This window comes from Alkalihalobacillus phoenicis, assembly GCF_047302405.1.
Taxonomy (GTDB): Bacteria; Bacillota; Bacilli; order Bacillales; family Bacillaceae_D; genus Alkalihalobacillus.
This window is the reverse complement of record NZ_CP154853.1, coordinates 872,469-892,781: the sequence shown is the minus strand read 5'-3', so window position 1 is coordinate 892,781 and position 20,313 is coordinate 872,469. Positions and strand designations below refer to the sequence as shown.

The following is a 20,313-nucleotide window of genomic DNA, read 5'->3' as shown; positions in this document are numbered from 1 at the left end:
GTTCACTATTCCTTAATTTAGTAAGTCTTGTTTCCTATGAACGATTTCATGATTTTTGGTTAATTACGACGATTCGAGGAAAATCATTTGACTTTTTTTTTCGGGAATGTTCTGATTATGAAGAGTAAATGGTTGGAGGTAATGAAAATGGAATATGTAATTGACAATGGACAACTAGTATTAGCAGAAGAAGCCAAAATTGATCGAAATGATCGTGGTTATCACTTTGGAGATGGGATTTATGAAGTGATCCGCATTTATGACAGAAAACCTTTTACAATGACGATGCACTTAGACAGATTTGCTGCAAGTGCCAAAAAACTCGACATGCCATTGCCAATGACAATGGCTCAATTAGAATCATTATTAGAGCAATTAATCGAAAAAAATCAATTAGAAGACGGCATCGTCTATGTGCAAATGACACGCGGCATAAGTCAACGCAACCATTTATATAACCGTTCTGAAACAGCGGTAATTACAGGCTACTCTCAAGAAATGCCGGCTAAAAAAGAACTGCTTAAAAATGGAATTGACGTGTGGGTAACCGATGATATTCGCTGGTTACGTTGTGACATTAAAACGATTAATCTTTTAGGAAATATAATGGCAAAACGAGAAGCCGCGGATCACGATTGCCATGAAGCCGTTATGCACCGTGATGGGATGATGACAGAAGGCTCCTCATCAAATTTATTTTTAATCAAAGACAATATCTTATATACGCACCCTGCAACAAACCTAATCTTAAATGGCATTACGAGACAAGTCGTGATTCAAAACGCAAAAGAGTTAGGTTATGAAGTCATTGAAGAAGCTTTCCCAAAAGACGTCATTGAACATGCTGATGAAGCTTTTATTACTAGTACAACATCAGAAGTTACACCCATTAAACAATTTAAAGGCCAAGTCGAAGCTTCATTAGAAGTAGGACCCATTACAAGACAACTTCAAGAAGCATTTGAACAAGGAAAATAATAAAACGTTAACATTAAAAAAACACAAGCGGCTAGAAGTGCCCTTGTGTTTTTTGTTATGCTCCACTTTTTTCTATTTGAACCAGTCACGAGGCCGCTGAAAAAGTTACACTCTCTACCTTTAACTAGGAAGAATCTCAAACCATTAGGTTATTCATTAAATAAACCATTATGGCTTTAGCTAGTTTTTTTACCAAAACGGAGCGAGCGGGATGCCCGGAGACTCCTGCGGGATAAGTGAAATACGGGAGACCCCGCAGCGGATCGCCGTGAGGAGGCTCCCGATTCACCCGCGGAACGCGTAGAGTATTCAGCTCGCGGAGTAAACTAACTAATGTAACCATATTTTAACGAGTAGACCGTTTTTAAGTAACCGCACCATTCACTCTCATTGGCTTCATCAGACATTCCTGTATTTCAATTAAGCTCCTAAAAAAACGAGCCTATTTACTATAAGCTCGTTACTTAACTTTTATTTATCTATTTGACATCCTTACTTATTTTCGAAAATTCCACTCATCTGCTTCATATCGCTCTTTCGCGATTCGGTTAACATACGCTTCTTCTTCTTCCGATAACGTATATTCTTCCAAATGGATATTTAAACCTTTTTCAAACCCTACCTTAAATGCATCCACTGCTTCTTCAATCGTAAGAGCTTCCTCACGTAAGGTATTAATCGCAACTGCTTTGTTTTTAAAATTACGTTGCATCCTCTCTCGTAATCGGTCACTAGAGTATTTAAACAAATCAAAGAGTTTATCTTCATCAATATCTAAAATAATTGAACCATGCTGCAAGATAACTCCCTTTTGACGAGTTTGAGCACTTCCAGCCACTTTACGACCTTCAACAACTAATTCATACCAAGAAGGGGCATCAAAACATACAGCCGATCGTGGATTTTTTAATGCCTCTTTTTCTTCGTCTGTTCGTGGTACCGCAAAATAAGCATCCAAGCCAACGGTTCTAAATCCTTCTAAAATCCCTTCCGATATCACTCGATAAGCTTCTGTTACAGTTGGAGGCATTTCCGGATGCCCCTCTGAAACAATTACACTGTATGTAAGTTCTTTATCATGTAAAACGCCACGTCCACCCGTTGGTCTTCGTACAAAACCATAACCATATTCTTTAACCGCATCCATATTAATCTCTTTTTCCACTTTTTGAAAATACCCTATTGATAGTGTCGCTGGATTCCAACCGTAAAACCGAATCGTCGGTGGAATCAAACCTTTACTATGCCATTCTAATAGTGCTTCATCTAAAGCCATATTATAAGCCGGTGAACATTTCCCTGAATTAATAAATCGCCAATTTTCCTTCATGATCATCGCTTCTTTCTCCACTTTTGTCTCTTCTAGTTTAACAAAGCAATTGAACGGAGCCAAGCTAAACGCAAGTATTGATTATTTTGTTAAACAATCAATAATACAATTGCTTATTTCGGTGACGAGCCTTATAATTTAATACAGACATATTGATTTACCTAAAGGAGTGTTCTTAATTTGTTTGATTACCTCTGGATTATTTTGCTTGTTGCATTAATCACGTATTTCCTTTTCCGCCGCTTTTACACACCCAAATATTTGAAAACGTTAACTCAAGAGGAATTTATTAAAGGATATCGTAAAGCCCAATTAATAGATGTTCGTGAGCCGCGTGAATTTGATGGGGGCCATATTTTAGGTTCAAGAAATATCCCATTATCTCAGCTACGTCAACGCATAAATGAAATTCGCCCTGATCAAGCCGTTTACCTATATTGCCAATCAGGGGCTAGAAGTAGACAAGCTGCTCAAATTCTTAGAAAAAAACGTAAAGCGGAAGACATTAACCACCTTAAAGGCGGTTTCAAAAAATGGACAGGCAAAATTAAAAAGAAATAATGTAAGTACAATCATTCTTAAAAATCAGTAAAAAGCTTTCCCAAAGTTATTTGGTTAACAGGGGAGAGCTTTTTTGCTTGGGTTTCATTTCCAAAAATCAGTTATTCGTACTCTAATTTTGTTCATTTGCAAACTTCATTACTTATCCTCGGTTTTTCGTACCTTAATCTAGCAAATCACAAGTTTCATTACCTATCACAACTTTTTCGTACCCTAATCTGACCAAATCACAAGTTTCATTACCTATCACCCATTCTCAAGTCATTTTTCCATTAAACTAAAAAAACCACCCAAATTCAAAATGAGTGGTTTTTGTTACATTATTTTTACGCTTTTTGATAACGTAAAATCGGTTTTCTTGCAGCCAATGTCTCATCTAACCGACTGATGACAGTATGGTGAGGAGCTTCTTGTACGACTTCTGGATTTTCCTCAGTTTCCTTGGCAATTTGAATCATTGCTTCGATAAACTCGTCTAACGTTTCTTTAGACTCTGTTTCTGTTGGTTCAATCATCATACACTCTTCTACATTTAATGGGAAGTAGATCGTTGGTGGATGATACCCGAAATCAAGTAGACGTTTAGCAATATCTAACGTACGAACGCCTAGTTTCTTTTGACGGCGACCAGATAAGACAAACTCATGTTTACAATGTTGCTCATATGGTAAGTCAAAATGTGGGGCAAGACGGCGCATCATATAATTCGCATTTAAGACTGCAAATTCAGATACTTGACGTAAGCCTTCAGGTCCCATTGTGCGAATATACGTATAAGCACGAACATTAATTCCGTAGTTTCCGTAGTAAGGTTTTACACGTCCGATTGAGTCTGGACGGTTGTAATCCAAATCATAACCGTGTTCGGTTTTAACAATAATGGGTTTTGGTAAGTATGGAATTAAATCCTCTTTCACCCCAACTGGACCAGAACCAGGACCACCACCACCGTGAGGGCCAGTGAATGTTTTGTGTAAGTTTAAATGAACGACATCGAATCCCATATCCCCTGGACGAGTGATTCCAAGAATCGCATTGGAGTTTGCTCCATCATAATAAAGTTTTCCACCCGCACTGTGAACGATTTCCGCCATCTCGACAATGTACGACTCAAATAAACCAAGTGTATTTGGGTTAGTCAACATTAAAGCTGCAGTGTCAGTTCCGACGACTGAACGTAAATGTTCTAAATCAACTAAGCCATTTTCATCTGTGTTTACTGTGACAGAATCAAACCCTGCAACCGTCGCAGAAGCTGGGTTTGTTCCATGAGCGGAGTCTGGAACAATTACTTTTGTACGATTGAAGTCACCATTCGCCTCATGATACGCACGAATCATCATTAATCCGGTCCATTCTCCGTGAGCACCTGCAGCTGGTTGTAAAGTTACTTCATCCATACCGGTAATATCCGCTAAAGCTGTTTGTAGCTCATAAAGCATTTCGAGTGAACCTTGAACTTGTTCAACTGGTTGATATGGGTGCACATTTGCTAACCCATCAATACGTGCAACATCTTCATTAATTTTTGGATTATACTTCATTGTACAAGAACCTAACGGGTAAAAACCACTGTCAACACCATGATTACGTTTCGATAATGCGGTATAATGACGCATAATTTGCAGTTCAGAAACCTCAGGTAATTCGGCTTCTTCTTGGCGTACAAAACCATCAGGTAAAAGGTCTGTCATATTAATTTCGTCAATATCTAAAATTGGTAAGCTATGTCCAACACGGTCTTCTTTACTTAGTTCAAAAATGAGCGCTTGATCTTTAGGTTGACTCATTGTAACGCCCCCACTTCTTTAGCAAATTGATTGATTTCTTCTTTTGTGCGAATTTCTGTAACCGTTACAAGCATACAATTTTCAAGCTCTGGGTAGTACTGGCTTAAATCATATCCACCAATAATGCCGCGTTCTAATAATTTTTGATTTACCTCAGCAACAGGAGCGTTTAATTGAATAATAAACTCATTAAATACAGGCTGGTCATGGACAATCGTTACGCCATTTTCTTTCAATTTCGCTTTAGCATAACCGGCCTTTTGTACATTTTGATAAGCCATTTCTTTAACACCTTTTTTACCAATCGCTGTCATCGCAACGGCAGCAGCTAACGCATTTAATGCTTGGTTGGAACAAATATTTGATGTCGCTTTTTCACGACGAATATGTTGCTCACGTGCTTGTAATGTCAACACAAAACCGCGTTGACCATTCTCATCTTTTGTTTGGCCAACTAAACGACCAGGCAATTTTCTCATGAGCTTTTTTGTTACAGCAAAATAACCACAATGAGGTCCGCCAAATTGAGTCGCAATCCCAAATGGTTGAGCATCCCCAACTACAATGTCAGCCCCAAAATGACCTGGTGGTTTTAATAATCCTAAAGAAAGTGGATTACTAGAAACAACCATCATCGCTTTTTTCTCATGAGCAATTTGCTCAATTTCTGCAAGTGGCTCAAGGTGACCAAAGAAGTTCGGATATTGTACAACTACACACGCTGTATCATCATTATAATGTTCTCTAATTTGATCTAAATCTGTTACCCCATCTTTTAAGTCAATTTCGATGACATTTAGGCGTTGGCCTTTTGCATTCGTTTGAATCACAGCACGAGCTTCAGGATGAACTGCCTTAGATACTAAAATCGTTTTGTTTTTCGTATGACCGGCACTCATCATCGCTGCTTCAGCAAGTGCAGTTGGACCATCGTACATAGAAGAGTTCGCGATATCCATTCCCGTTAATTCACAAATCATCGTTTGGAATTCAAAAATGGCTTGTAATTCCCCTTGTGAAATTTCCGGCTGATATGGTGTGTAAGCTGTATAAAATTCAGAACGAGAAATAACATGGTCGACAATCGAAGGAATATAATGCTCGTACACGCCTGCTCCAAGGAATGAAACTTTTTCCTTAATCGAGACGTTTTTATTTGCTAAACCATTAAAATACTTTAAAAGCTCTTGCTCACGTAAAGACTCAGGTACATTTAATTGCCCTTTAAAACGAATCGATTCTGGGATATCGGAAAATAATTCTTCAATAGAATCCACACCAATTGCTTCGAGCATGGCTTGTTTGTCTGTTTCAGTCATCGGTAAATAACGATTATTCATAGAAACGCTCCCCCTATTTCTTTCTTCTATAAAATGGCGTTTTAACCACTTTTGCTTTTAGACGCTTTTTACGAACTTGAACCTCAACTTCTGTATCTAATTGCGTGTAGTCAATGTCAAGTAGTGCTAATCCAACATTCTTTTTTAAGGTCGGTGATTGTGTTCCTGTTGTCACAAAACCAATTTCTTTCTCACCAGCAAAAACTTGATAATCTGTACGCGGAATTCCTTTATCTATCATTTCAATTCCTACTAATTTGCGGGTAAGACCTTCTTCTTTTTGCTTGGTCAAAGCTTCTTTCCCAATAAAATTCGCTTGTTTTTGCACTTTTACAGCGAAACCAACTCCTGCTTCAAGTGGGGAAATATCACGTGTTAATTCTTGACCATATAGAGCCAGTTTAGCCTCAAAACGAAGCGTATCACGTGCACCTAGACCACACGGAACAAGTCCTTCAGCTTCACCTTCTGTTAATAAAAGTTCCCAAATCGCGATGGCGTCTTCATTAGCACAATAAATTTCAAATCCATCTTCTCCTGTGTAACCAGTACGAGAGATTAAAGCTTTTCCTGCTGCAATTTGGACTTGATCATAAAAATGGAATGGCTTCAGTGTCTGAACGTCCTCATTAACGACTTTTTGTAAAATGACTTCCGCATTAGGTCCTTGTAAGGCAATTAAAGACAATTGTTCCGAAAGATTTTTTAATTCGACCCCTTCAATTAAATGCTCCTCCATCCAAGCAATATCCTTTTCGATATTGGAAGCATTAATGACGAGTAAAAACTCAACATCACTTTTACGGTAAACAAGTAAATCATCCACTGTTCCACCGTCTTCGTAACACATGGCTGTATATTGTGCTTGACCATCAACTATAACAGACACATCATTTGTTACGAGTGATTGAATATAAGCTAATGCTTGTGGACCTTTTACAAGTACTTCCCCCATATGAGAAACATCAAATAATCCTGCTTGAGTGCGAACCGCTTCATGTTCTTCCTTAATTGAAGAAAATTGAACCGGTAAATCCCATCCACCAAAATCAATCGTTTTGGCCCCGTATTTGCTATAAGCTTCAAACAAAGGCGTTTTGAATAATTCAGACATGATTTTCCTCCTAATGTTTTTTCCTAATTCTTCTTTCAACTCATCATTTTCCATCCAAATCATAAAGTAAAAAAGCGTATTAATACACATTTCAAACCTTTAATGAAAAGGAAGAATATTTCGTTCTTAAAACTTTCCATACCCAATAGAAAAGGGTTTTTTACGTAAAAAAGGACAGGGAAATACACCATCAAGATGTAAGTCCCTGTCCTTGAACCAGAAAGTTTCACTTTTCCTCTCCTAAAGGTTTAGGCAAAGAAAAATTGTCTTCGTGGGTGGCTTAATAAATCATTAAGCTCTCTCCAGAGTTGCGTCAAATAAGAGTCTTTTTGCCTGAGAGATTCACTCCTTAAAGCTTGCTCCTTCGGCGCTGCATCAGCAGTCTCTCCCCTTATTTTCATCCGCCTATATTAAATTATCTTTTAAAAATTTTCTTTCATTTTAGTCTTTAATGAACAATCTTTACAAGAGCATTAAATTCCAAAATTTGAACATACTAAATACATATGTTGATAGAACCAAAGAACTCACCGAAAAACATGTACATTCTATACCAAATATACATCTAATGTTCGTTTTTAATTTATTTTTGATTCTTTTTTATACATATATCCTACCAATACCATGTTATTTACGCAAGATTTATTTTTGAAAGGGGTCACAAAAGATGAAAATCGATATTCGTTTCGACAAAGAATGGCAACAAGGATTTATGACTCGTCTTGAGAGTGATGGAGTCTGGTCTAATCTTCAACAATTCCGTCTCGCCTATGAAGCTGAACAACATCAAGCTATACCAGATTTCACAGGGCTTTTAGCCCCAAAATACTTACCTGAATTACAACCATACCCCCACCAAATGGAGGTGGCCAATACGGTCATTGAGAAAATGAATGGAAAAGCCATATTAGCCGATGAAGTGGGTTTAGGAAAAACGATTGAAGCTGGTCTTATTTTAAAAGAATATATGATTCGTGGCCTTGTAAAAAAGGCTCTAATATTAGTGCCAGCCTCCCTTGTTTCACAATGGGCGATGGAATTAAATTCGAAATTTTTTATTCCAGCTGCTGCCCAACGTAAAGCGTATGTATGGGAACAATATGATGTCGTCGTCGCCTCGATCGATACGGCTAAAAGACAACCACATCGAGACATTGTCATGAATCAAAACTATGACCTCGTCATTATTGATGAAGCCCATAAATTAAAAAATCCGAACACTAAAAACTATGAATTCATTAAACACCTTAAAAAGAAGTTTTGTTTGTTATTGACAGCAACACCTGTCCAAAACAAACTAGAAGAGATTTTTAATCTTGTTTCTCTTCTAAAACCAGGTCATTTAGGTGACATCTCAAGCTTTGAAAAAGAATATCGTTCCAACCATCGTTCTCCTAAAAATGAAGAAAAATTACGAGAATTAGTGAATAAAGTAATGGTTCGAAATCGTCGAGAAGACACCGGAATTGAATGGACAAAACGAATCGTTAAAACGATACCAATTGAGTTCAGTCCATCAGAAAGAGCTTTTTATGAGGAGCTGTCTGCCTTAAAGGGAATCGCCAATCATTTTTCAATTTTAACCTTACAACGAGAGTTATGTTCTAGTCGTGAAGCAGCTTATATGACGTTAAGCAAGATGGCCAAGCCCACTGAGGAAAAGGAACCAGCCCCACATATTCTAGAACTTTTACAAAAGGTAGCAACGATTGATCATCACGCGAAAGCTGAAAAAGCTCTGGAATTAATTAAAAAGATTGATGATAAAGTGATTATTTTTACTGAATATCGGGCAACACAGCTTTATTTACAATGGTTTCTACAACAAAACGGCATTAGCTCTGTTCCTTTTAGAGGAGGATTTAAACGTGGAAAAAAAGATTGGATGCGTCACCTTTTCCAAAACAATGCCCAAGTATTAATTGCAACAGAAGCTGGTGGTGAGGGAATCAATCTACAATTTTGTAGTCATATCATCAATTATGACCTGCCGTGGAATCCAATGAGAATTGAGCAACGGATTGGCAGAATTCACCGCCTTGGTCAGCAAAAAGATGTACACATTTATAATTTTGCTGTTAACGATACAGTCGAGCAAAATATCTTATCTCTTCTTTATGAAAAAATTCATTTATTTGAAAGTGTCATCGGTGAACTTGATGACATTTTAACGAAAATTGAGCTACCGAAAATAGAAGATTATATTCAAGAAGTAATATCTGAATCCGATTCCCAAAGAGAAATGGAAATTAAATTTGAACATTTAGCGGAGATTATGAACCAAGCAATTGAGGAGCATACAATGGAAGGAGAGGATTTGGATGCAACAGCCTCATCTTCATAAGTTTATTGAAGATTATTTTGTAGCTAATGAATGTGACATTACAGAAAGATCGCCATATCATTTAACGATTCAATTAACACCTGAGTTGGACAAGCTTATTATGAATCGTCCTTTTTATTGGCATTACTTAGAAAAAACAGGTGGCGTGCCGAATCCGATGCAAGTAACCTTTATTACAAACGCCAATCAAAGCCCTGAAGACTTGCAAGGCGAGAAAATCCACTTTGGCTCCCCTCGCCTTCACCAACTCTTTAATACGACCAAAACATTAGGCGGCTATGTTCGTGTGTATGAAAACATTAACGTACAAGGCCAACAGTCGGTTCCATTACACCCATGGATTTGTCTTAATATTAAAATCTCCTTCTGTAGTGATCGTAAAAAGGAAATCTTATTATCGTTAGGGATTAACTTAATACATGGTCAGATTGTGCCACAATTTTTTGATAAAGTGAAAGATACCATGCTCACACCGAAAATGCCTGATTTATGCTTTACCCTCTCCCCTTTTATTCAAATTAATAGTGGCATTAACCGTTTAAAAAAAGTCGTTCAAACCTTTGCTGAGAATGAGGATGACACATGGGCACAAGAAGCCTATCACCGTTGGCAGGAGGAAACGAATTTATTGGAAAGCTTTTATGAAGATTTAGACGAAAAGCCTGAAAGTTATCATATGGAAAAGCAAGCTTTAGAAGAGCTGTATTCCCCTTATATCGATGTCTCGATTATTAATGGCGGAATGTTTTATTTGGAAAAACAAGTGTTTCAATGAGGAGCAGAAAACATTTGTTGAGGGGTTAGATTAGCTTTTCCCTTAGTCCAGCTAAAATGGGGACTAGAAGTTTATTATTAAATCAGACCGTGAAGTCTACTCTGCACCTAAAAAAAGAACCCTTCTAAGTTGAACTTGAAAGGGTTCTTTTTCCTATTAAATACCAGGAGCTCCTCTACCATCGAACAAAATCGCCCAAATCGTCATGATAGAGAACCAGCCGAAAACTGCACAGGAAATCATGGCAAATCCAACTGCAAAGAAGTTCTTTCGACGTAATTCACGGAATACAGCAATTAAACAAATAACTGCTACAATTAGAAGCGTAATAGATAAAAACACGTTAAGTTTCCTCCTTATGTACTACCGTATTCTTCATACATTTTACCATAAAATCAATAATTGATCTTTTAAAAGCCAGATAAAAAATTGATGGTTTTTTTGGTTTAATCCATTCTAAACATTTTAGAAAAATGACCTCTTTAAACCCATCACATCTCTTTTGCTCTTAGCATGTACAATACAAGCTTATTTTACTCTTTTTCATTCGATTTGTCGAGACTTACTAAACAGACTTATAAATATTGTCATAATATTTTTAGCACATGAAAACTTTGAACTTTTACACTAATATAGGTAAACTAAGATCATAAAACTTCATGAAGGAGGCAAATAAATGCCAGTTCAGCAAATGCCACTTGGCCCCTTGCAAACAAATGCATATATCTTACATAACGAAAAAAAGCAAGCGATTATTTTTGACCCAGGAAGTGAAGGCCAGAAAGTCATAAGGTGGTTAAAACAAGAAGCACTTACACCGCTTGCCATCATTTTAACACATGCTCATTTTGACCATATCGGAGCAGTCGACGAGCTACGAGATGAATTCCGAATTCCTGTATATTTACATAAAAAAGAAAAAGATTGGCTTAGTGACCCGAGTAAAAATGGTTCTGGTCGTTTTATCGGTGATTCGATCAAAATTAAACCCGCCGATATACTTATTACAAATGAAGCTGATTTACAAGTGGGGCCTTTTTTATTCCAAGTCTTTTATACACCAGGGCATTCACCTGGAAGTGTTTCTTTTTATTATCCAAAAGAAGCGATTGTCTTTTCTGGCGATGTCTTATTTAGCCAATCGATTGGTCGAACAGACTTACCTGGAGGCGATCATGAAACTTTGTTAAAAAGCATTCATGATAAACTACTCGAATTGCCTGAAGACACTGTAGTCGCTTGTGGACACGGTCAAGTGACAACCATTGGAATGGAAATGGATTCAAACCCCTTTTTATCAGGTTTTTAAGATGAAAATAATGACTCTTCTTGGCTGACGATTGAATCTTTTATCTAAAAAAACCGCTCTCAAATGAGACGCGGTTTTCTCGTATGTACAAATTAATGTCCACCGAAGCTTGGAACAAGTAAGAACGTTGAGTAATATGTAAACCCAACAAAGAAAATCGTACAATATGCTCCAAAAATATAAATATACACTCGTTCAGATAATTTTAAATAACTTAATGCTAACAATGCACCTGTTTGTGCAAAGAACAAGATGGCCATATTCGTCATATCACCAACGAAAAATAGTACCGCAAAGATCCCTGTCCAGAAAGCAAGGACGCGAAACATTCGATCCATAGCTGCCCCTCCTCTTCTTACTTATTATAACTTTTTTCATTTTATCAATTACTGAAATTGAGTACTGTTATATTATATACGACTCACTTCTTAATTGTAAATGCTTTAACTGCTGTAATTCGTAAAATCCAATTAAGTTTCGTAGGATTTGTGAAAATTATTAGGAATTATTTTTTTTACGATGAACAAACATGGAAATCCCTAATGGAATCACTCCAAATGCTTTATTTGATAACGGTTGTTTTACCAATTCATCGTTTGATTTAGTATTCAATTCTTTTTTTACACGTGGTTCGTCCATTTTTTTGACAAGTTGTTCTGTCACAAATTTTACGTAATCGTTAAAAGACAACGGGATCACCTCTTTCCTTTTTAGGTTTCCCGTTTTATTATTTTTTAAGCAATATTTCTTTTAATTCTTGAACAATTTGCATGACCGATTTTCCGGACGTATCAAAAACGATCGTCGCTGCCTCTAAATAATAGGTCTTCCTCTCATCAAAAATCTTTTTAATATCTGCTTTGCTTTTATTTTGGAGCAGAGGACGAGTGGAATCCCCTGCTACACGGTCAAAAATTTCATCGATTTTACAATCAAGGAAAACGACTATCCCCTTTTTTTTCATTAATTCCCTATTTTGCTCCTTTAAAACGATACCACCACCAGTTGTAACGATTAAAGGAGTTTGTTGAATTTTCGCTAAAGCTTCCGTTTCCTTTTCCCGAAAATACTGTTCACCTTTTGTTTGAAATAGCTCTTTAATCGTTTCCCCTTCTGTTTGTTCAATCCATTGATCGGTATCAATGACTTGGACACCTACTGCTTTTCCTAATCCTTCTCCTACCGTTGTTTTCCCAGACCCCATAAAACCAGTCAAATAAACAATTTGCTGCACCTATTTAACCTCCCAATATTCCTCCACTAACCTCGTATCATCATGATAAATCATTATACCAACCTTTGTATTCCCTTGTATTAATTCAGCTTGAAACTGAATTTCATAAACATATGGATTACTTTTTTGAGTTACAATAAGTGTAACCGTACCATGCTCATATGAAAAGACTTTACTTTCTGATAAAATGTCGGGATTTTTTTGGAAATCAACAATCGCCATTTGTAATAAAGATTGGAGCTGAATAACTCTCTCTTGCTCAGCAATAAAGCGTTTCTCTTGAATGAGCGAATTTGCTTGAAAAGCGATGGCCAAAATTAAAAGAGAAATAAAAATCAAGGTTAGTGGAAAAACAAACGCTTTTTCATTCATTTTCCACCTCCCAAGCGAACGGCACCGCAACCATCGTTCGTGTATACGTTTTTTCATTTTCCTTTATCAACGTACAAGTTATCAGCTCTTGAACATTAACACATTTAAAAGAATGGACTTCACTTTGCATAAGAACGTAACCCTCAAAGTTTTTTTGAAAAACAATCGTCCCACCTTGCTGTCTTTGCATAGAAATTAATACACCATCACTCCTATAAATACGAACACCATTTTCTGTTCCTTCTACGGAAACGGCCCCTCTTACCTCTTGAGCGAGTAAATTAAAAAAAACCATCGCTTCCCAATCAGTCGTTTTCTCTCCCCTAACCGACTCTGAAAAGACGAGCATAATAGTCGGAAGGATTAGAAATAATAAGCTACCTAAGCTGACGGCCAACAACAACTCAATTAACGTCATTCCACGGTTATCTTTTGGCATATAAACAACTCTGATATAACTTATGATTACTCGCTTGCCACTGTAAACAATATTCGATTTCCCCCATATCTTCATTAATCGATTGTTCAAATTGCTTATTTTTCAATTCAGGAATCGGCTGTTCTAACATAAAATGATGAATTCCTTCCTCTAAGATATATAATGCTTCTTCTTGTTCACGCAATGTTAGCCTTTCCTGTTGCAACTCGATAATGACTGGTACTAACATAAGCGAAATGAGATTTAATAACGAAAAAGAAAGAAGAACTTCAATTAAAGTAAATCCATCACATTTTTTTATACTCAACCCACCCCTTTCCTAAATGAATCGTAAAAACAAACTTTTCACTTCCTACTTCTAAACGAAAGCTTCCAGATATGCGGGGATGGCCATTTCGATTAAACGAAATATTATTGTTATTAATGGTACTGAAGAAATAAATGGACATATCATCCCTTGCATAAGGCTTTTCAACAATAGTCTCAAACGCCCCATAACGAATAACGTACTTTTTTGAAAGGTTATCAATTATGAAATTAATATGATTTCCTCTAGACATCGCGAGATGCTGTGTCAAAAGCAAATCTTCCTTTAAACTTTCAGCTACTTGCTCTGGAGATGGTTCGTACTGAAATGATTTTGCAAAAAGAAGAGGAATGAAAAGAAGAATGGAAATGATTGAAAGGACCAGAAGAAGTTCAATCAAGGTAAAACCACCGGAAGACCAGTTTTTATTAGTTATCTTCATTGTTTACAACAGATATGATACCTTTGTCACCTATTTCAAGATAATCTCCGTTCGGACATTGTAAATTCCCATCATCATCTAATTGGACTTCACTTGCTACATGGAGGTAAGGTAAAATATCATCCATATCATTTGGTAATGCTCCTTCGTCAATCTGATAAGCATACACTTGTGATTGGACGAGCCGAACAGTCGCTTCACAACTTTTATCATTTGCTGTTGATTGATTTTGAGTTAAATTGGGGACAAGGATTAGGAGCAAAACAGAAATCACCATTAAAACAACAAGCATTTCTATTAACGTAAAAGCTCGTTCATTTTTAATCATCTTTTTCAATTTTATCACCTCATAATAAAAGTAGATGATTGGGATAGTGAATAAGGAAAGGGTTAGCTTGTTTGGGGTCTTAATTTTAGATGCTAAATGGAGGAGAAGAAAAAGTCGTTTTTTGCACACCACCTTTCTTTTGGATATTTGTTATAATTACACATAGGCAACCTCATTTCCTGCCACTTTTTTTAGAAAGGGAAATAATTAATGAAAAAATTATTTTTATTATTCATTCGTGGTTATCAAAAGTTTATATCCCCACTTACCCCTCCAACTTGTCGTTTCTACCCAACTTGTTCTCATTATGGGGTTGAAGCAATCCAACGATTTGGAGCACTAAAAGGAGGATGGTTAACGATAAAGCGCATAAGTAAGTGCCATCCTTTTCATAAAGGCGGTATTGACCTCGTACCAGAAAAATCGGAAATGAAGACAAACAAAAAAGGCTAACCAAAAGTTTCATTACGATGAGCTTTTAGGAGCCTTTTTTGTTTGTTTATCTTATTTTGTGTCTTATGTCACACAACACGAGAGTTCATGAACCCGAAGCCAACTTGTTTGGCAGACTTAAGCATTCATTTGGGTTCTATGATTCCCTGTTAGGCTCTGATTCATGTGCTTTTGGCTTCATGGGGGGCCTTTGATTCCCTTTGTGGCTCTGATTCATATGCTTTTGGTTTCATTGAGGGGCTTTGATTCCCTTTGTGGCTCTGATTCATATGCTTTTGGCTTCATTGGGGGGGCCTTTGATTCCCTTTGTGGCTCTGATTCATATGCTTTTGGCTTCATGGGGGGCCTTTGATTCCCTTTGTGGCTCTGATTCGCTCGCTTTTGGCTTCATTGAGGGCCTTTGATTCCCTTTGTGGCTCTGATTCGCTCGCTTTCGGCTTCATTGAGGGCCTTTGATTCCCTTTGTGGCTCTGATTCATGTGCTTTTGGCTTCATTGAGGGCCTTTGATTCCCTTTGTGGCTCTGATTCGCTCGCTTTCGGCTTCATTGAGGGCCTTTGATTCCCTTTGTGGCTCTGATTCGCTCGCTTTTGGCTTCATTGGCCTCCTTTGATTCCCTTGGTGCCCATGAACTAAAGTCACTCTGGCAATTATAGAACTCAGGGGAAAATAAACGAAGAATCGTCTTCTGAATAGAATTTAATAATAGGAACGAGCGTTAATGGATTTTTAGACATTAGTAAGTATCTCCTTTTTTTAAAAACAGCTATCATACTAGGAAATGATGATGGAATACATGCCTAATTTGTGTAAGGGCGTACCCCTATTTCCTCAACACACACATTTTCATTACTAATAACATTCCCCTTTAATTAAACGCAAAAAAAGATGAAAAGGTAAAAAATACACCTTCTCATCCACTTAACTATTTTGAGGCTCTTAAAACTGCCTCTCCTTTATTTATGCGGGTGAAGGGAGTCGAACCCCCACGTCAAAAGACACTAGATCCTAAGTCTAGCACGTCTGCCAATTCCGCCACACCCGCTTAAGTTGATGATGAGCCATGAAGGACTTGAACCTTCGACCCTCTGATTAAAAGTCAGATGCTCTACCGACTGAGCTAATGGCTCATATAAAATAGCTTACCCTTAATGAAAATAAATCATGTAAATAAAAAAAGACAAAATAAAAAAGCGGGTGATGAGAATCGAACTCACGACATCAGCTTGGAAGGCTGAGGTTTTACCACTAAACTACACCCGCATATTATAAATGGTATTTAATTGATGTTGCTCACCTGTTGCATGTCTTTTCCTCTTCTAGCTTACACTTCGTAGCCTGCTGCGTCAAGACAACTCGTTGATTTTTCATAGAAGCTTCGCTCGTGGCTGAGGTTTTACCACTAAACTACACCCGCATGTAAAAATTTATTTAATTTAAAATGGCGCGCCCTGAGAGATTCGAACTCCCGACCTTTTGATTCGTAGTCAAACACTCTATCCAGCTGAGCTAAGGGCGCATCATCTTATATTTTAATGGTGCCGAGGGCCGGACTTGAACCGGCACGGTAGTCACCTACCGCAGGATTTTAAGTCCTGTGTGTCTGCCAATTCCACCACCCCGGCTATTGATTGACAACCTTATAAGCGGAAGACGGGATTCGAACCCGCGACCCCCACCTTGGCAAGGTGGTGTTCTACCACTGAACTACTTCCGCATATTGGCTGGGCTAGCTGGATTCGAACCAACGCATGACGGAATCAAAATCCGTTGCCTTACCACTTGGCCATAGCCCAATATTTATAAGGATTTTTTATTAAATTAATGGGGCGACTGATGGGAATCGAACCCACGAATGTCGGAATCACAATCCGATGTGTTAACCACTTCACCACAATCGCCACATAACTGGTGGAGGGGGACGGATTCGAACCGCCGAACCCTTAGGGAGCGGATTTACAGTCCGCCGCGTTTAGCCACTTCGCTACCCCTCCAGCATAAAAATAATATAATGGCGGTCCGGACGGGACTCGAACCCGCGACCTCCTGCGTGACAGGCAGGCATTCTAACCAACTGAACTACCGGACCAATATGTATAAAACTTGTACATTTTTCAATCTACGCTCGCATGAAGCTTATTCAACGTAGTATCGCTATATTATTTGGTTGCACTTTTCAAGTACTACTTATATCATTCGCTAGTAGAAAACCCAACGTAGCTATCATGAATTTATTTGGTTGCACTTTCCAAGCACTACTATCTACGCTCGCATGGAGAATATCCTACGTAGTATCGCTATATTAATTGGTTGCGGGGGACGGATTTGAACCATCGACCTTCGGGTTATGAGCCCGACGAGCTACCAGACTGCTCCACCCCGCGTCGTTTTAAAGTTAATGGATGATGTTTTCTCATGGATGAAGACATCTTCCTCTTCTAGCTATGCTTTGAAGTTGCTGCGTCGATATTACTCGGAGATTACTCATTGATGTAATGCTCGTTGCTCCACCCCGCATTATTATATAGCTATTAAGTGCTGAAGTAAATATGGCGGAGGAAGAGGGATTCGAACCCCCGCGCGGTTTAACCCGCCTGTCGGTTTTCAAGACCGATCCCTTCAGCCGGACTTGGGTATTCCTCCGAATTAGAATATATGATATGTAATATTCCATGGTGGAGCCTAGCGGGATCGAACCGCTGACCTCCTGCGTGCAAAGCAGGCGCTCTCCCAGCTGAGCTAAGGCCCCGTATCGCTTAATTTGTTGATGTCTCAGCGACGTTTATTACTATACCACGAAACATTTATAACCTGCAATACCTTTTTTGAAATTTCTCGAAAAAATTTTTCCACTTCCGATTTTCCCCATTAATTTAACGTTCCAATTAACGTAAACATAGGTAGCATTACCGCTAAGAATAGAAATAATACAAAACCACCCATCAAAATAAAAAACGCCGGTTGAATCATCGCAAACAACTTTTGAATTTTATCTTCCAATTCAAAAAATAGCAACTCACTATAGGATTGTAAGTCTTTCCCTAAGTACCCTGTTCTCTCTCCATTTTCGATTACTAATGCAAGCTCACCCATAAAAAAAGTCCGTGTACTCATGATCTCAAATAAAGAATGACCTTGAATGAGCTCCACTTTTATCAAGCTAACCTCCTCACGAAAAAAAGATAAGTAATGTTGATTCTCAAAAATACTTAACGCATGACGAACAGACATACCAGATTCCAATAAATGTCCTAATTGCAAGGCAAAGAAATACGTTAATATTTGTTTAATAAATGATTTAATAAGGGGGATTTTTAAGAGAAGGTTCATTTTTCTAGAGGCATTCGTTTTTTTGATCACATACAGATAGTATATTCCGATAACTAATACGGTCATAGTAAGGAAGACGCTAAGAAGTGGCATGAAGTCAATCACTGAAAAAAAGAAGGAAGTAATAAATGGTGGAGAGCCTTGGAAACTCAAGAACATTTGCGTAAGATGCGGGGCGATGAATTGCTGGAGCATTAAACTCATCAGTACCGTAATCCAAATTAAAACAAGTGGATAACGTAAAATTTTTGATAGCTCCTTTTTCGTCTTCTCTTTCTTTCGATAAAGCTCGCTTGCTTGATTAAATCCTTTTGCCAAATCTCCTTGTTGTTCATAAAAATAAATAAAGGACAATACATCGTTTGGTAAGGAAAAGACTTCAAACGCTTCCGAAACACTTACACCCGCTTTTAAATCTAATTCTACTTTTGTATACAACTGTTGATGTTCAATAGAAGCATGTAACTTTATAAATGAAAGAGCGATTGTAAGTGGATAACCTTGTTCAAGCAATTGAGCGATACGAGCAAGCTGGTTCACTAACGCCTGGTGGTCTTTTCTTAATCTTATTCTTTTTTTCACCATAGCCCCTGCCTTTCTATTTCATCATCCTCTAAATAGCCTAATGCCCAGGCTAACCTCACTTCATTTCGTAATTTTCGGTATGAAACCTTTTGATTCAAGATCGCTTCCCTTAAGCGTTCTGCAGAAAGAGTTTCGTATACCGCCTTTCTTTCCCTATAAAGAAAATGACCACATTCTTTCGTCGACTCCCCTTCACAATAAGGACATATCGGTAAAAAGAGTCGTTGTGTCATAATCATTCGTGTCGCTTCCGCTAACTCAACTCGAGTTAATCCGAAATCCAATAAACGAATAATCGCCGAGTAACAATCATGAGTATGCAAAGTGCCAAGCACATAATGACCGGTTAAAGCTGAACGTAATGCCAACTCTGCCGTTTGTTTGTCACGAATTTCTCCAATAACAATAACGTCTGGATCATGCCTTAATATCGAATGTAAACCACTTTCAAATGTAATTCCCGCTTTTTCATTTATTTGGATTTGTACCGCCTGTTCAATTGATTGTTCAATCGGATCTTCAATTGAAATAACCCTTCTATTCTTTTGCGAAATAAACTCATTTAATAGAGAATAAAGAGTCGTTGTTTTGCCAGAACCTGTTGGCCCTGTAATGAGTAAAAGTCCGTATGTGTATTGAAGTGCTTGGAATAAGGAAGGAAGCTGTTTTGGTAAAAGGGGAAGGTTTTGAATCGTTGTGGAACTGTTTTGTTTCGATATACGAATCGCTAAACTTTCGGTAGGGGTAGCAGGTAAAGTGGAAAGACGTAAAGTATACGCGTTGTTTTGGTCAACAAAAGGGATCATCGAGCTTTGGGATTTTCTCCTTTCTCCAATATCCATGCCCGATTGATACTTTAAATGACTAATTAATCTTTCGGCTTGTTTAATACGTAATCGTCTAACTGATTTGATTTGTCCGTGAATACGCATTTGCACTAAGTAACCTTGACCAATCGGAATGACATGCAAATCAGATGCTTGATTAACAATCGCTTCTTTTATTAGATTTTGACTCAATTGTTCGACTTCGTACAATAATGACTCCTCCATTCTATTCTTTGATACGGTTAAATTCGACATTTAGTAAAATAATCCTCTTCATCTTGCATGAAAAGAGAATGTTAGGTTATAATACATTTTACTAGTGGGCTATAGCCAAGCGGTAAGGCAACGGATTTTGATTCCGTCATGCGTTGGTTCGAATCCAGCTAGCCCAGTTATTAATAAGACTGCAACAAAAGGTCGATAAGACCATTGGGCAGTCTTTTTTTATGTCCAAAA

General features: G+C 37.8%; 21 protein-coding genes, 14 tRNA genes and 1 riboswitch. Of the genes, 7 read left to right on the top strand and 28 right to left on the bottom strand.

What is annotated here, in order from left to right; all coding sequences use genetic code 11:
• Positions 1-147: 147 nt before the first annotated feature.
• Complete coding sequence (gene dat / locus AA0017_RS04100; RefSeq protein WP_413379773.1) at positions 148-978, top strand: D-amino-acid transaminase; 831 nt, start codon at positions 148-150, stop codon at positions 976-978.
• A gap of 496 nt (positions 979-1,474) precedes the next feature.
• Here the strand turns inward: dat and AA0017_RS04095 are convergent, their stop codons facing one another.
• On the bottom strand, positions 1,475-2,311 hold the full coding sequence (locus AA0017_RS04095) for a biotin/lipoate A/B protein ligase family protein (protein WP_413382381.1): 837 nt from the start codon (positions 2,309-2,311) through the stop codon (positions 1,475-1,477).
• Between the two features lie 177 nt (positions 2,312-2,488).
• Between AA0017_RS04095 and AA0017_RS04090 the strand changes: the two genes are divergently transcribed.
• On the top strand, positions 2,489-2,869 hold the full coding sequence (locus tag AA0017_RS04090) for a rhodanese-like domain-containing protein (protein WP_413379772.1): 381 nt from the start codon (positions 2,489-2,491) through the stop codon (positions 2,867-2,869).
• 326 nt (positions 2,870-3,195) lie between these two features.
• Here the strand turns inward: AA0017_RS04090 and gcvPB are convergent, their stop codons facing one another.
• Genes gcvPB through gcvT form a run of 3 tightly spaced genes read right to left on the bottom strand, consistent with a single transcriptional unit; the run spans position 3,196 to position 7,113 of the window.
• Positions 3,196-4,659 (bottom strand): aminomethyl-transferring glycine dehydrogenase subunit GcvPB, encoded by a 1,464-nt coding sequence (gcvPB, locus tag AA0017_RS04085; protein ID WP_413379770.1) that lies wholly within the window; start codon positions 4,657-4,659, stop codon positions 3,196-3,198.
• Positions 4,656-5,999, bottom strand: coding sequence for an aminomethyl-transferring glycine dehydrogenase subunit GcvPA (gene gcvPA, locus AA0017_RS04080; RefSeq protein ID WP_413379768.1), 1,344 nt, complete (start codon positions 5,997-5,999; stop codon positions 4,656-4,658). Before gcvPA ends, gcvPB begins: the two co-directional genes overlap by 4 nt.
• Before the next feature lie 13 nt (positions 6,000-6,012).
• On the bottom strand, positions 6,013-7,113 hold the full coding sequence (gene gcvT, locus AA0017_RS04075) for a glycine cleavage system aminomethyltransferase GcvT (protein WP_413379766.1): 1,101 nt from the start codon (positions 7,111-7,113) through the stop codon (positions 6,013-6,015).
• Positions 7,114-7,424: 311 nt separating this feature from the next.
• Positions 7,425-7,514, bottom strand: a riboswitch (glycine riboswitch).
• Between the two features lie 266 nt (positions 7,515-7,780).
• Between gcvT and AA0017_RS04070 the strand changes: the two genes are divergently transcribed.
• On the top strand, positions 7,781-9,457 hold the full coding sequence (locus tag AA0017_RS04070) for a DEAD/DEAH box helicase (protein WP_413379764.1): 1,677 nt from the start codon (positions 7,781-7,783) through the stop codon (positions 9,455-9,457).
• On the top strand, positions 9,435-10,232 hold the full coding sequence (locus tag AA0017_RS04065; RefSeq protein WP_413379762.1) for a YqhG family protein: 798 nt from the start codon (positions 9,435-9,437) through the stop codon (positions 10,230-10,232). The genes AA0017_RS04070 and AA0017_RS04065 overlap by 23 nt, the downstream gene beginning before the upstream one ends.
• A gap of 156 nt (positions 10,233-10,388) precedes the next feature.
• On the opposite strand, the gene AA0017_RS04060 is transcribed toward AA0017_RS04065, so the two are convergent.
• On the bottom strand, positions 10,389-10,574 hold the full coding sequence (locus tag AA0017_RS04060; RefSeq protein ID WP_413379760.1) for a DUF2759 domain-containing protein: 186 nt from the start codon (positions 10,572-10,574) through the stop codon (positions 10,389-10,391).
• A gap of 334 nt (positions 10,575-10,908) precedes the next feature.
• On the opposite strand from AA0017_RS04060, the gene AA0017_RS04055 reads away from it, so the two are divergent.
• Positions 10,909-11,541 carry an MBL fold metallo-hydrolase gene (locus AA0017_RS04055; RefSeq protein ID WP_413379758.1) on the top strand — a complete coding sequence of 211 codons (633 nt, stop codon included), beginning with the start codon at positions 10,909-10,911 and terminating at the stop codon, positions 11,539-11,541.
• Between the two features lie 92 nt (positions 11,542-11,633).
• On the opposite strand, the gene AA0017_RS04050 is transcribed toward AA0017_RS04055, so the two are convergent.
• The 8 genes from AA0017_RS04050 to comGC form a co-directional block, all read right to left on the bottom strand.
• Complete coding sequence (locus tag AA0017_RS04050; protein ID WP_413379756.1) at positions 11,634-11,879, bottom strand: DUF2626 domain-containing protein; 246 nt, start codon at positions 11,877-11,879, stop codon at positions 11,634-11,636.
• A 160-nt stretch (positions 11,880-12,039) separates the two neighbouring features.
• Positions 12,040-12,231, bottom strand: a complete 192-nt coding sequence (locus AA0017_RS04045; protein ID WP_413379754.1) for a YqzE family protein — start codon at positions 12,229-12,231, stop codon at positions 12,040-12,042.
• A gap of 37 nt (positions 12,232-12,268) precedes the next feature.
• Positions 12,269-12,775, bottom strand: a complete 507-nt coding sequence (locus tag AA0017_RS04040; protein ID WP_413379752.1) for a shikimate kinase — start codon at positions 12,773-12,775, stop codon at positions 12,269-12,271.
• A complete protein-coding gene (comGG, locus tag AA0017_RS04035; protein WP_413379750.1) occupies positions 12,776-13,147 on the bottom strand; it encodes a competence type IV pilus minor pilin ComGG in 372 nt (123 codons plus the stop codon).
• Positions 13,140-13,586 carry a prepilin-type N-terminal cleavage/methylation domain-containing protein gene (locus tag AA0017_RS04030; RefSeq protein WP_413379749.1) on the bottom strand — a complete coding sequence of 149 codons (447 nt, stop codon included), beginning with the start codon at positions 13,584-13,586 and terminating at the stop codon, positions 13,140-13,142. The genes comGG and AA0017_RS04030 overlap by 8 nt, the downstream gene beginning before the upstream one ends.
• A complete protein-coding gene (locus AA0017_RS04025; RefSeq protein ID WP_413379747.1) occupies positions 13,573-13,893 on the bottom strand; it encodes a prepilin-type N-terminal cleavage/methylation domain-containing protein in 321 nt (106 codons plus the stop codon). The genes AA0017_RS04030 and AA0017_RS04025 overlap by 14 nt, the downstream gene beginning before the upstream one ends.
• Positions 13,874-14,335, bottom strand: a complete 462-nt coding sequence (gene comGD / locus AA0017_RS04020; protein WP_413379745.1) for a competence type IV pilus minor pilin ComGD — start codon at positions 14,333-14,335, stop codon at positions 13,874-13,876. The genes AA0017_RS04025 and comGD overlap by 20 nt, the downstream gene beginning before the upstream one ends.
• Positions 14,322-14,663, bottom strand: a complete 342-nt coding sequence (gene comGC / locus AA0017_RS04015) for a competence type IV pilus major pilin ComGC (RefSeq protein WP_413382378.1) — start codon at positions 14,661-14,663, stop codon at positions 14,322-14,324. The genes comGD and comGC overlap by 14 nt, the downstream gene beginning before the upstream one ends.
• Before the next feature lie 210 nt (positions 14,664-14,873).
• On the opposite strand from comGC, the gene yidD reads away from it, so the two are divergent.
• Entirely contained in the window at positions 14,874-15,116 is a 243-nt protein-coding gene (gene yidD / locus AA0017_RS04010) for a membrane protein insertion efficiency factor YidD (RefSeq protein WP_413379743.1), read from the top strand.
• Between the two features lie 962 nt (positions 15,117-16,078).
• On the opposite strand, the gene AA0017_RS04005 is transcribed toward yidD, so the two are convergent.
• From AA0017_RS04005 to comGA, 15 genes are all read right to left on the bottom strand, one after another.
• Positions 16,079-16,160: transfer RNA gene (locus AA0017_RS04005), tRNA-Leu, on the bottom strand.
• 12 nt (positions 16,161-16,172) lie between these two features.
• A tRNA-Lys gene (locus AA0017_RS04000) sits at positions 16,173-16,245 on the bottom strand.
• A 62-nt stretch (positions 16,246-16,307) separates the two neighbouring features.
• A tRNA-Gly gene (locus tag AA0017_RS03995) sits at positions 16,308-16,378 on the bottom strand.
• A 179-nt stretch (positions 16,379-16,557) separates the two neighbouring features.
• Positions 16,558-16,634 (bottom strand) — tRNA-Arg (locus AA0017_RS03990).
• 17 nt (positions 16,635-16,651) lie between these two features.
• Positions 16,652-16,740: transfer RNA gene (locus AA0017_RS03985), tRNA-Leu, on the bottom strand.
• A 20-nt stretch (positions 16,741-16,760) separates the two neighbouring features.
• A tRNA-Gly gene (locus tag AA0017_RS03980) sits at positions 16,761-16,832 on the bottom strand.
• 4 nt (positions 16,833-16,836) lie between these two features.
• Positions 16,837-16,911: transfer RNA gene (locus AA0017_RS03975), tRNA-Gln, on the bottom strand.
• A gap of 29 nt (positions 16,912-16,940) precedes the next feature.
• Positions 16,941-17,016 (bottom strand) — tRNA-His (locus AA0017_RS03970).
• A gap of 8 nt (positions 17,017-17,024) precedes the next feature.
• Positions 17,025-17,109 (bottom strand) — tRNA-Tyr (locus AA0017_RS03965).
• An 18-nt stretch (positions 17,110-17,127) separates the two neighbouring features.
• Positions 17,128-17,204: transfer RNA gene (locus tag AA0017_RS03960), tRNA-Asp, on the bottom strand.
• A gap of 218 nt (positions 17,205-17,422) precedes the next feature.
• A tRNA-Met gene (locus tag AA0017_RS03955) sits at positions 17,423-17,499 on the bottom strand.
• Positions 17,500-17,665: 166 nt separating this feature from the next.
• Positions 17,666-17,758 (bottom strand) — tRNA-Ser (locus tag AA0017_RS03950).
• A gap of 30 nt (positions 17,759-17,788) precedes the next feature.
• Positions 17,789-17,864: transfer RNA gene (locus tag AA0017_RS03945), tRNA-Ala, on the bottom strand.
• Positions 17,865-17,983: 119 nt separating this feature from the next.
• Complete coding sequence (comGB, locus tag AA0017_RS03940) at positions 17,984-19,027, bottom strand: competence type IV pilus assembly protein ComGB (protein ID WP_413379742.1); 1,044 nt, start codon at positions 19,025-19,027, stop codon at positions 17,984-17,986.
• On the bottom strand, positions 19,024-20,067 hold the full coding sequence (gene comGA / locus AA0017_RS03935; protein ID WP_413379740.1) for a competence type IV pilus ATPase ComGA: 1,044 nt from the start codon (positions 20,065-20,067) through the stop codon (positions 19,024-19,026). The genes comGB and comGA overlap by 4 nt, the downstream gene beginning before the upstream one ends.
• 110 nt (positions 20,068-20,177) lie before the next feature.
• Here comGA and AA0017_RS03930 point away from each other — a divergent pair.
• Positions 20,178-20,249, top strand: a tRNA-Gln gene (locus tag AA0017_RS03930).
• Positions 20,250-20,313 lie beyond the last annotated feature (64 nt).

Bases quoted from the DNA above. Each gene is read 5' to 3' on its own strand.
- comGD (WP_413379745.1), bottom strand. From the start codon at position 14,335: ATGAAGATAACTAATAAAAACTGGTCTTCCGGTGGTTTTACCTTGATT.
- AA0017_RS04070 (WP_413379764.1), top strand. From the start codon at position 7,781: ATGAAAATCGATATTCGTTTCGACAAAGAATGGCAACAAGGATTTATG.
- comGG (WP_413379750.1), bottom strand. From the start codon at position 13,147: ATGAATGAAAAAGCGTTTGTTTTTCCACTAACCTTGATTTTTATTTCT.
- AA0017_RS04065 (WP_413379762.1), top strand. From the start codon at position 9,435: ATGCAACAGCCTCATCTTCATAAGTTTATTGAAGATTATTTTGTAGCT.
- AA0017_RS04030 (WP_413379749.1), bottom strand. From the start codon at position 13,586: ATGCCAAAAGATAACCGTGGAATGACGTTAATTGAGTTGTTGTTGGCC.
- comGC (WP_413382378.1), bottom strand. From the start codon at position 14,663: ATGATTAAAAATGAACGAGCTTTTACGTTAATAGAAATGCTTGTTGTT.
- dat (WP_413379773.1), top strand. From the start codon at position 148: ATGGAATATGTAATTGACAATGGACAACTAGTATTAGCAGAAGAAGCC.
- gcvT (WP_413379766.1), bottom strand. From the start codon at position 7,113: ATGTCTGAATTATTCAAAACGCCTTTGTTTGAAGCTTATAGCAAATAC.
- gcvPB (WP_413379770.1), bottom strand. From the start codon at position 4,659: ATGAGTCAACCTAAAGATCAAGCGCTCATTTTTGAACTAAGTAAAGAA.
- AA0017_RS04055 (WP_413379758.1), top strand. From the start codon at position 10,909: ATGCCAGTTCAGCAAATGCCACTTGGCCCCTTGCAAACAAATGCATAT.
- AA0017_RS04050 (WP_413379756.1), bottom strand. From the start codon at position 11,879: ATGGATCGAATGTTTCGCGTCCTTGCTTTCTGGACAGGGATCTTTGCG.
- gcvPA (WP_413379768.1), bottom strand. From the start codon at position 5,999: ATGAATAATCGTTATTTACCGATGACTGAAACAGACAAACAAGCCATG.
- yidD (WP_413379743.1), top strand. From the start codon at position 14,874: ATGAAAAAATTATTTTTATTATTCATTCGTGGTTATCAAAAGTTTATA.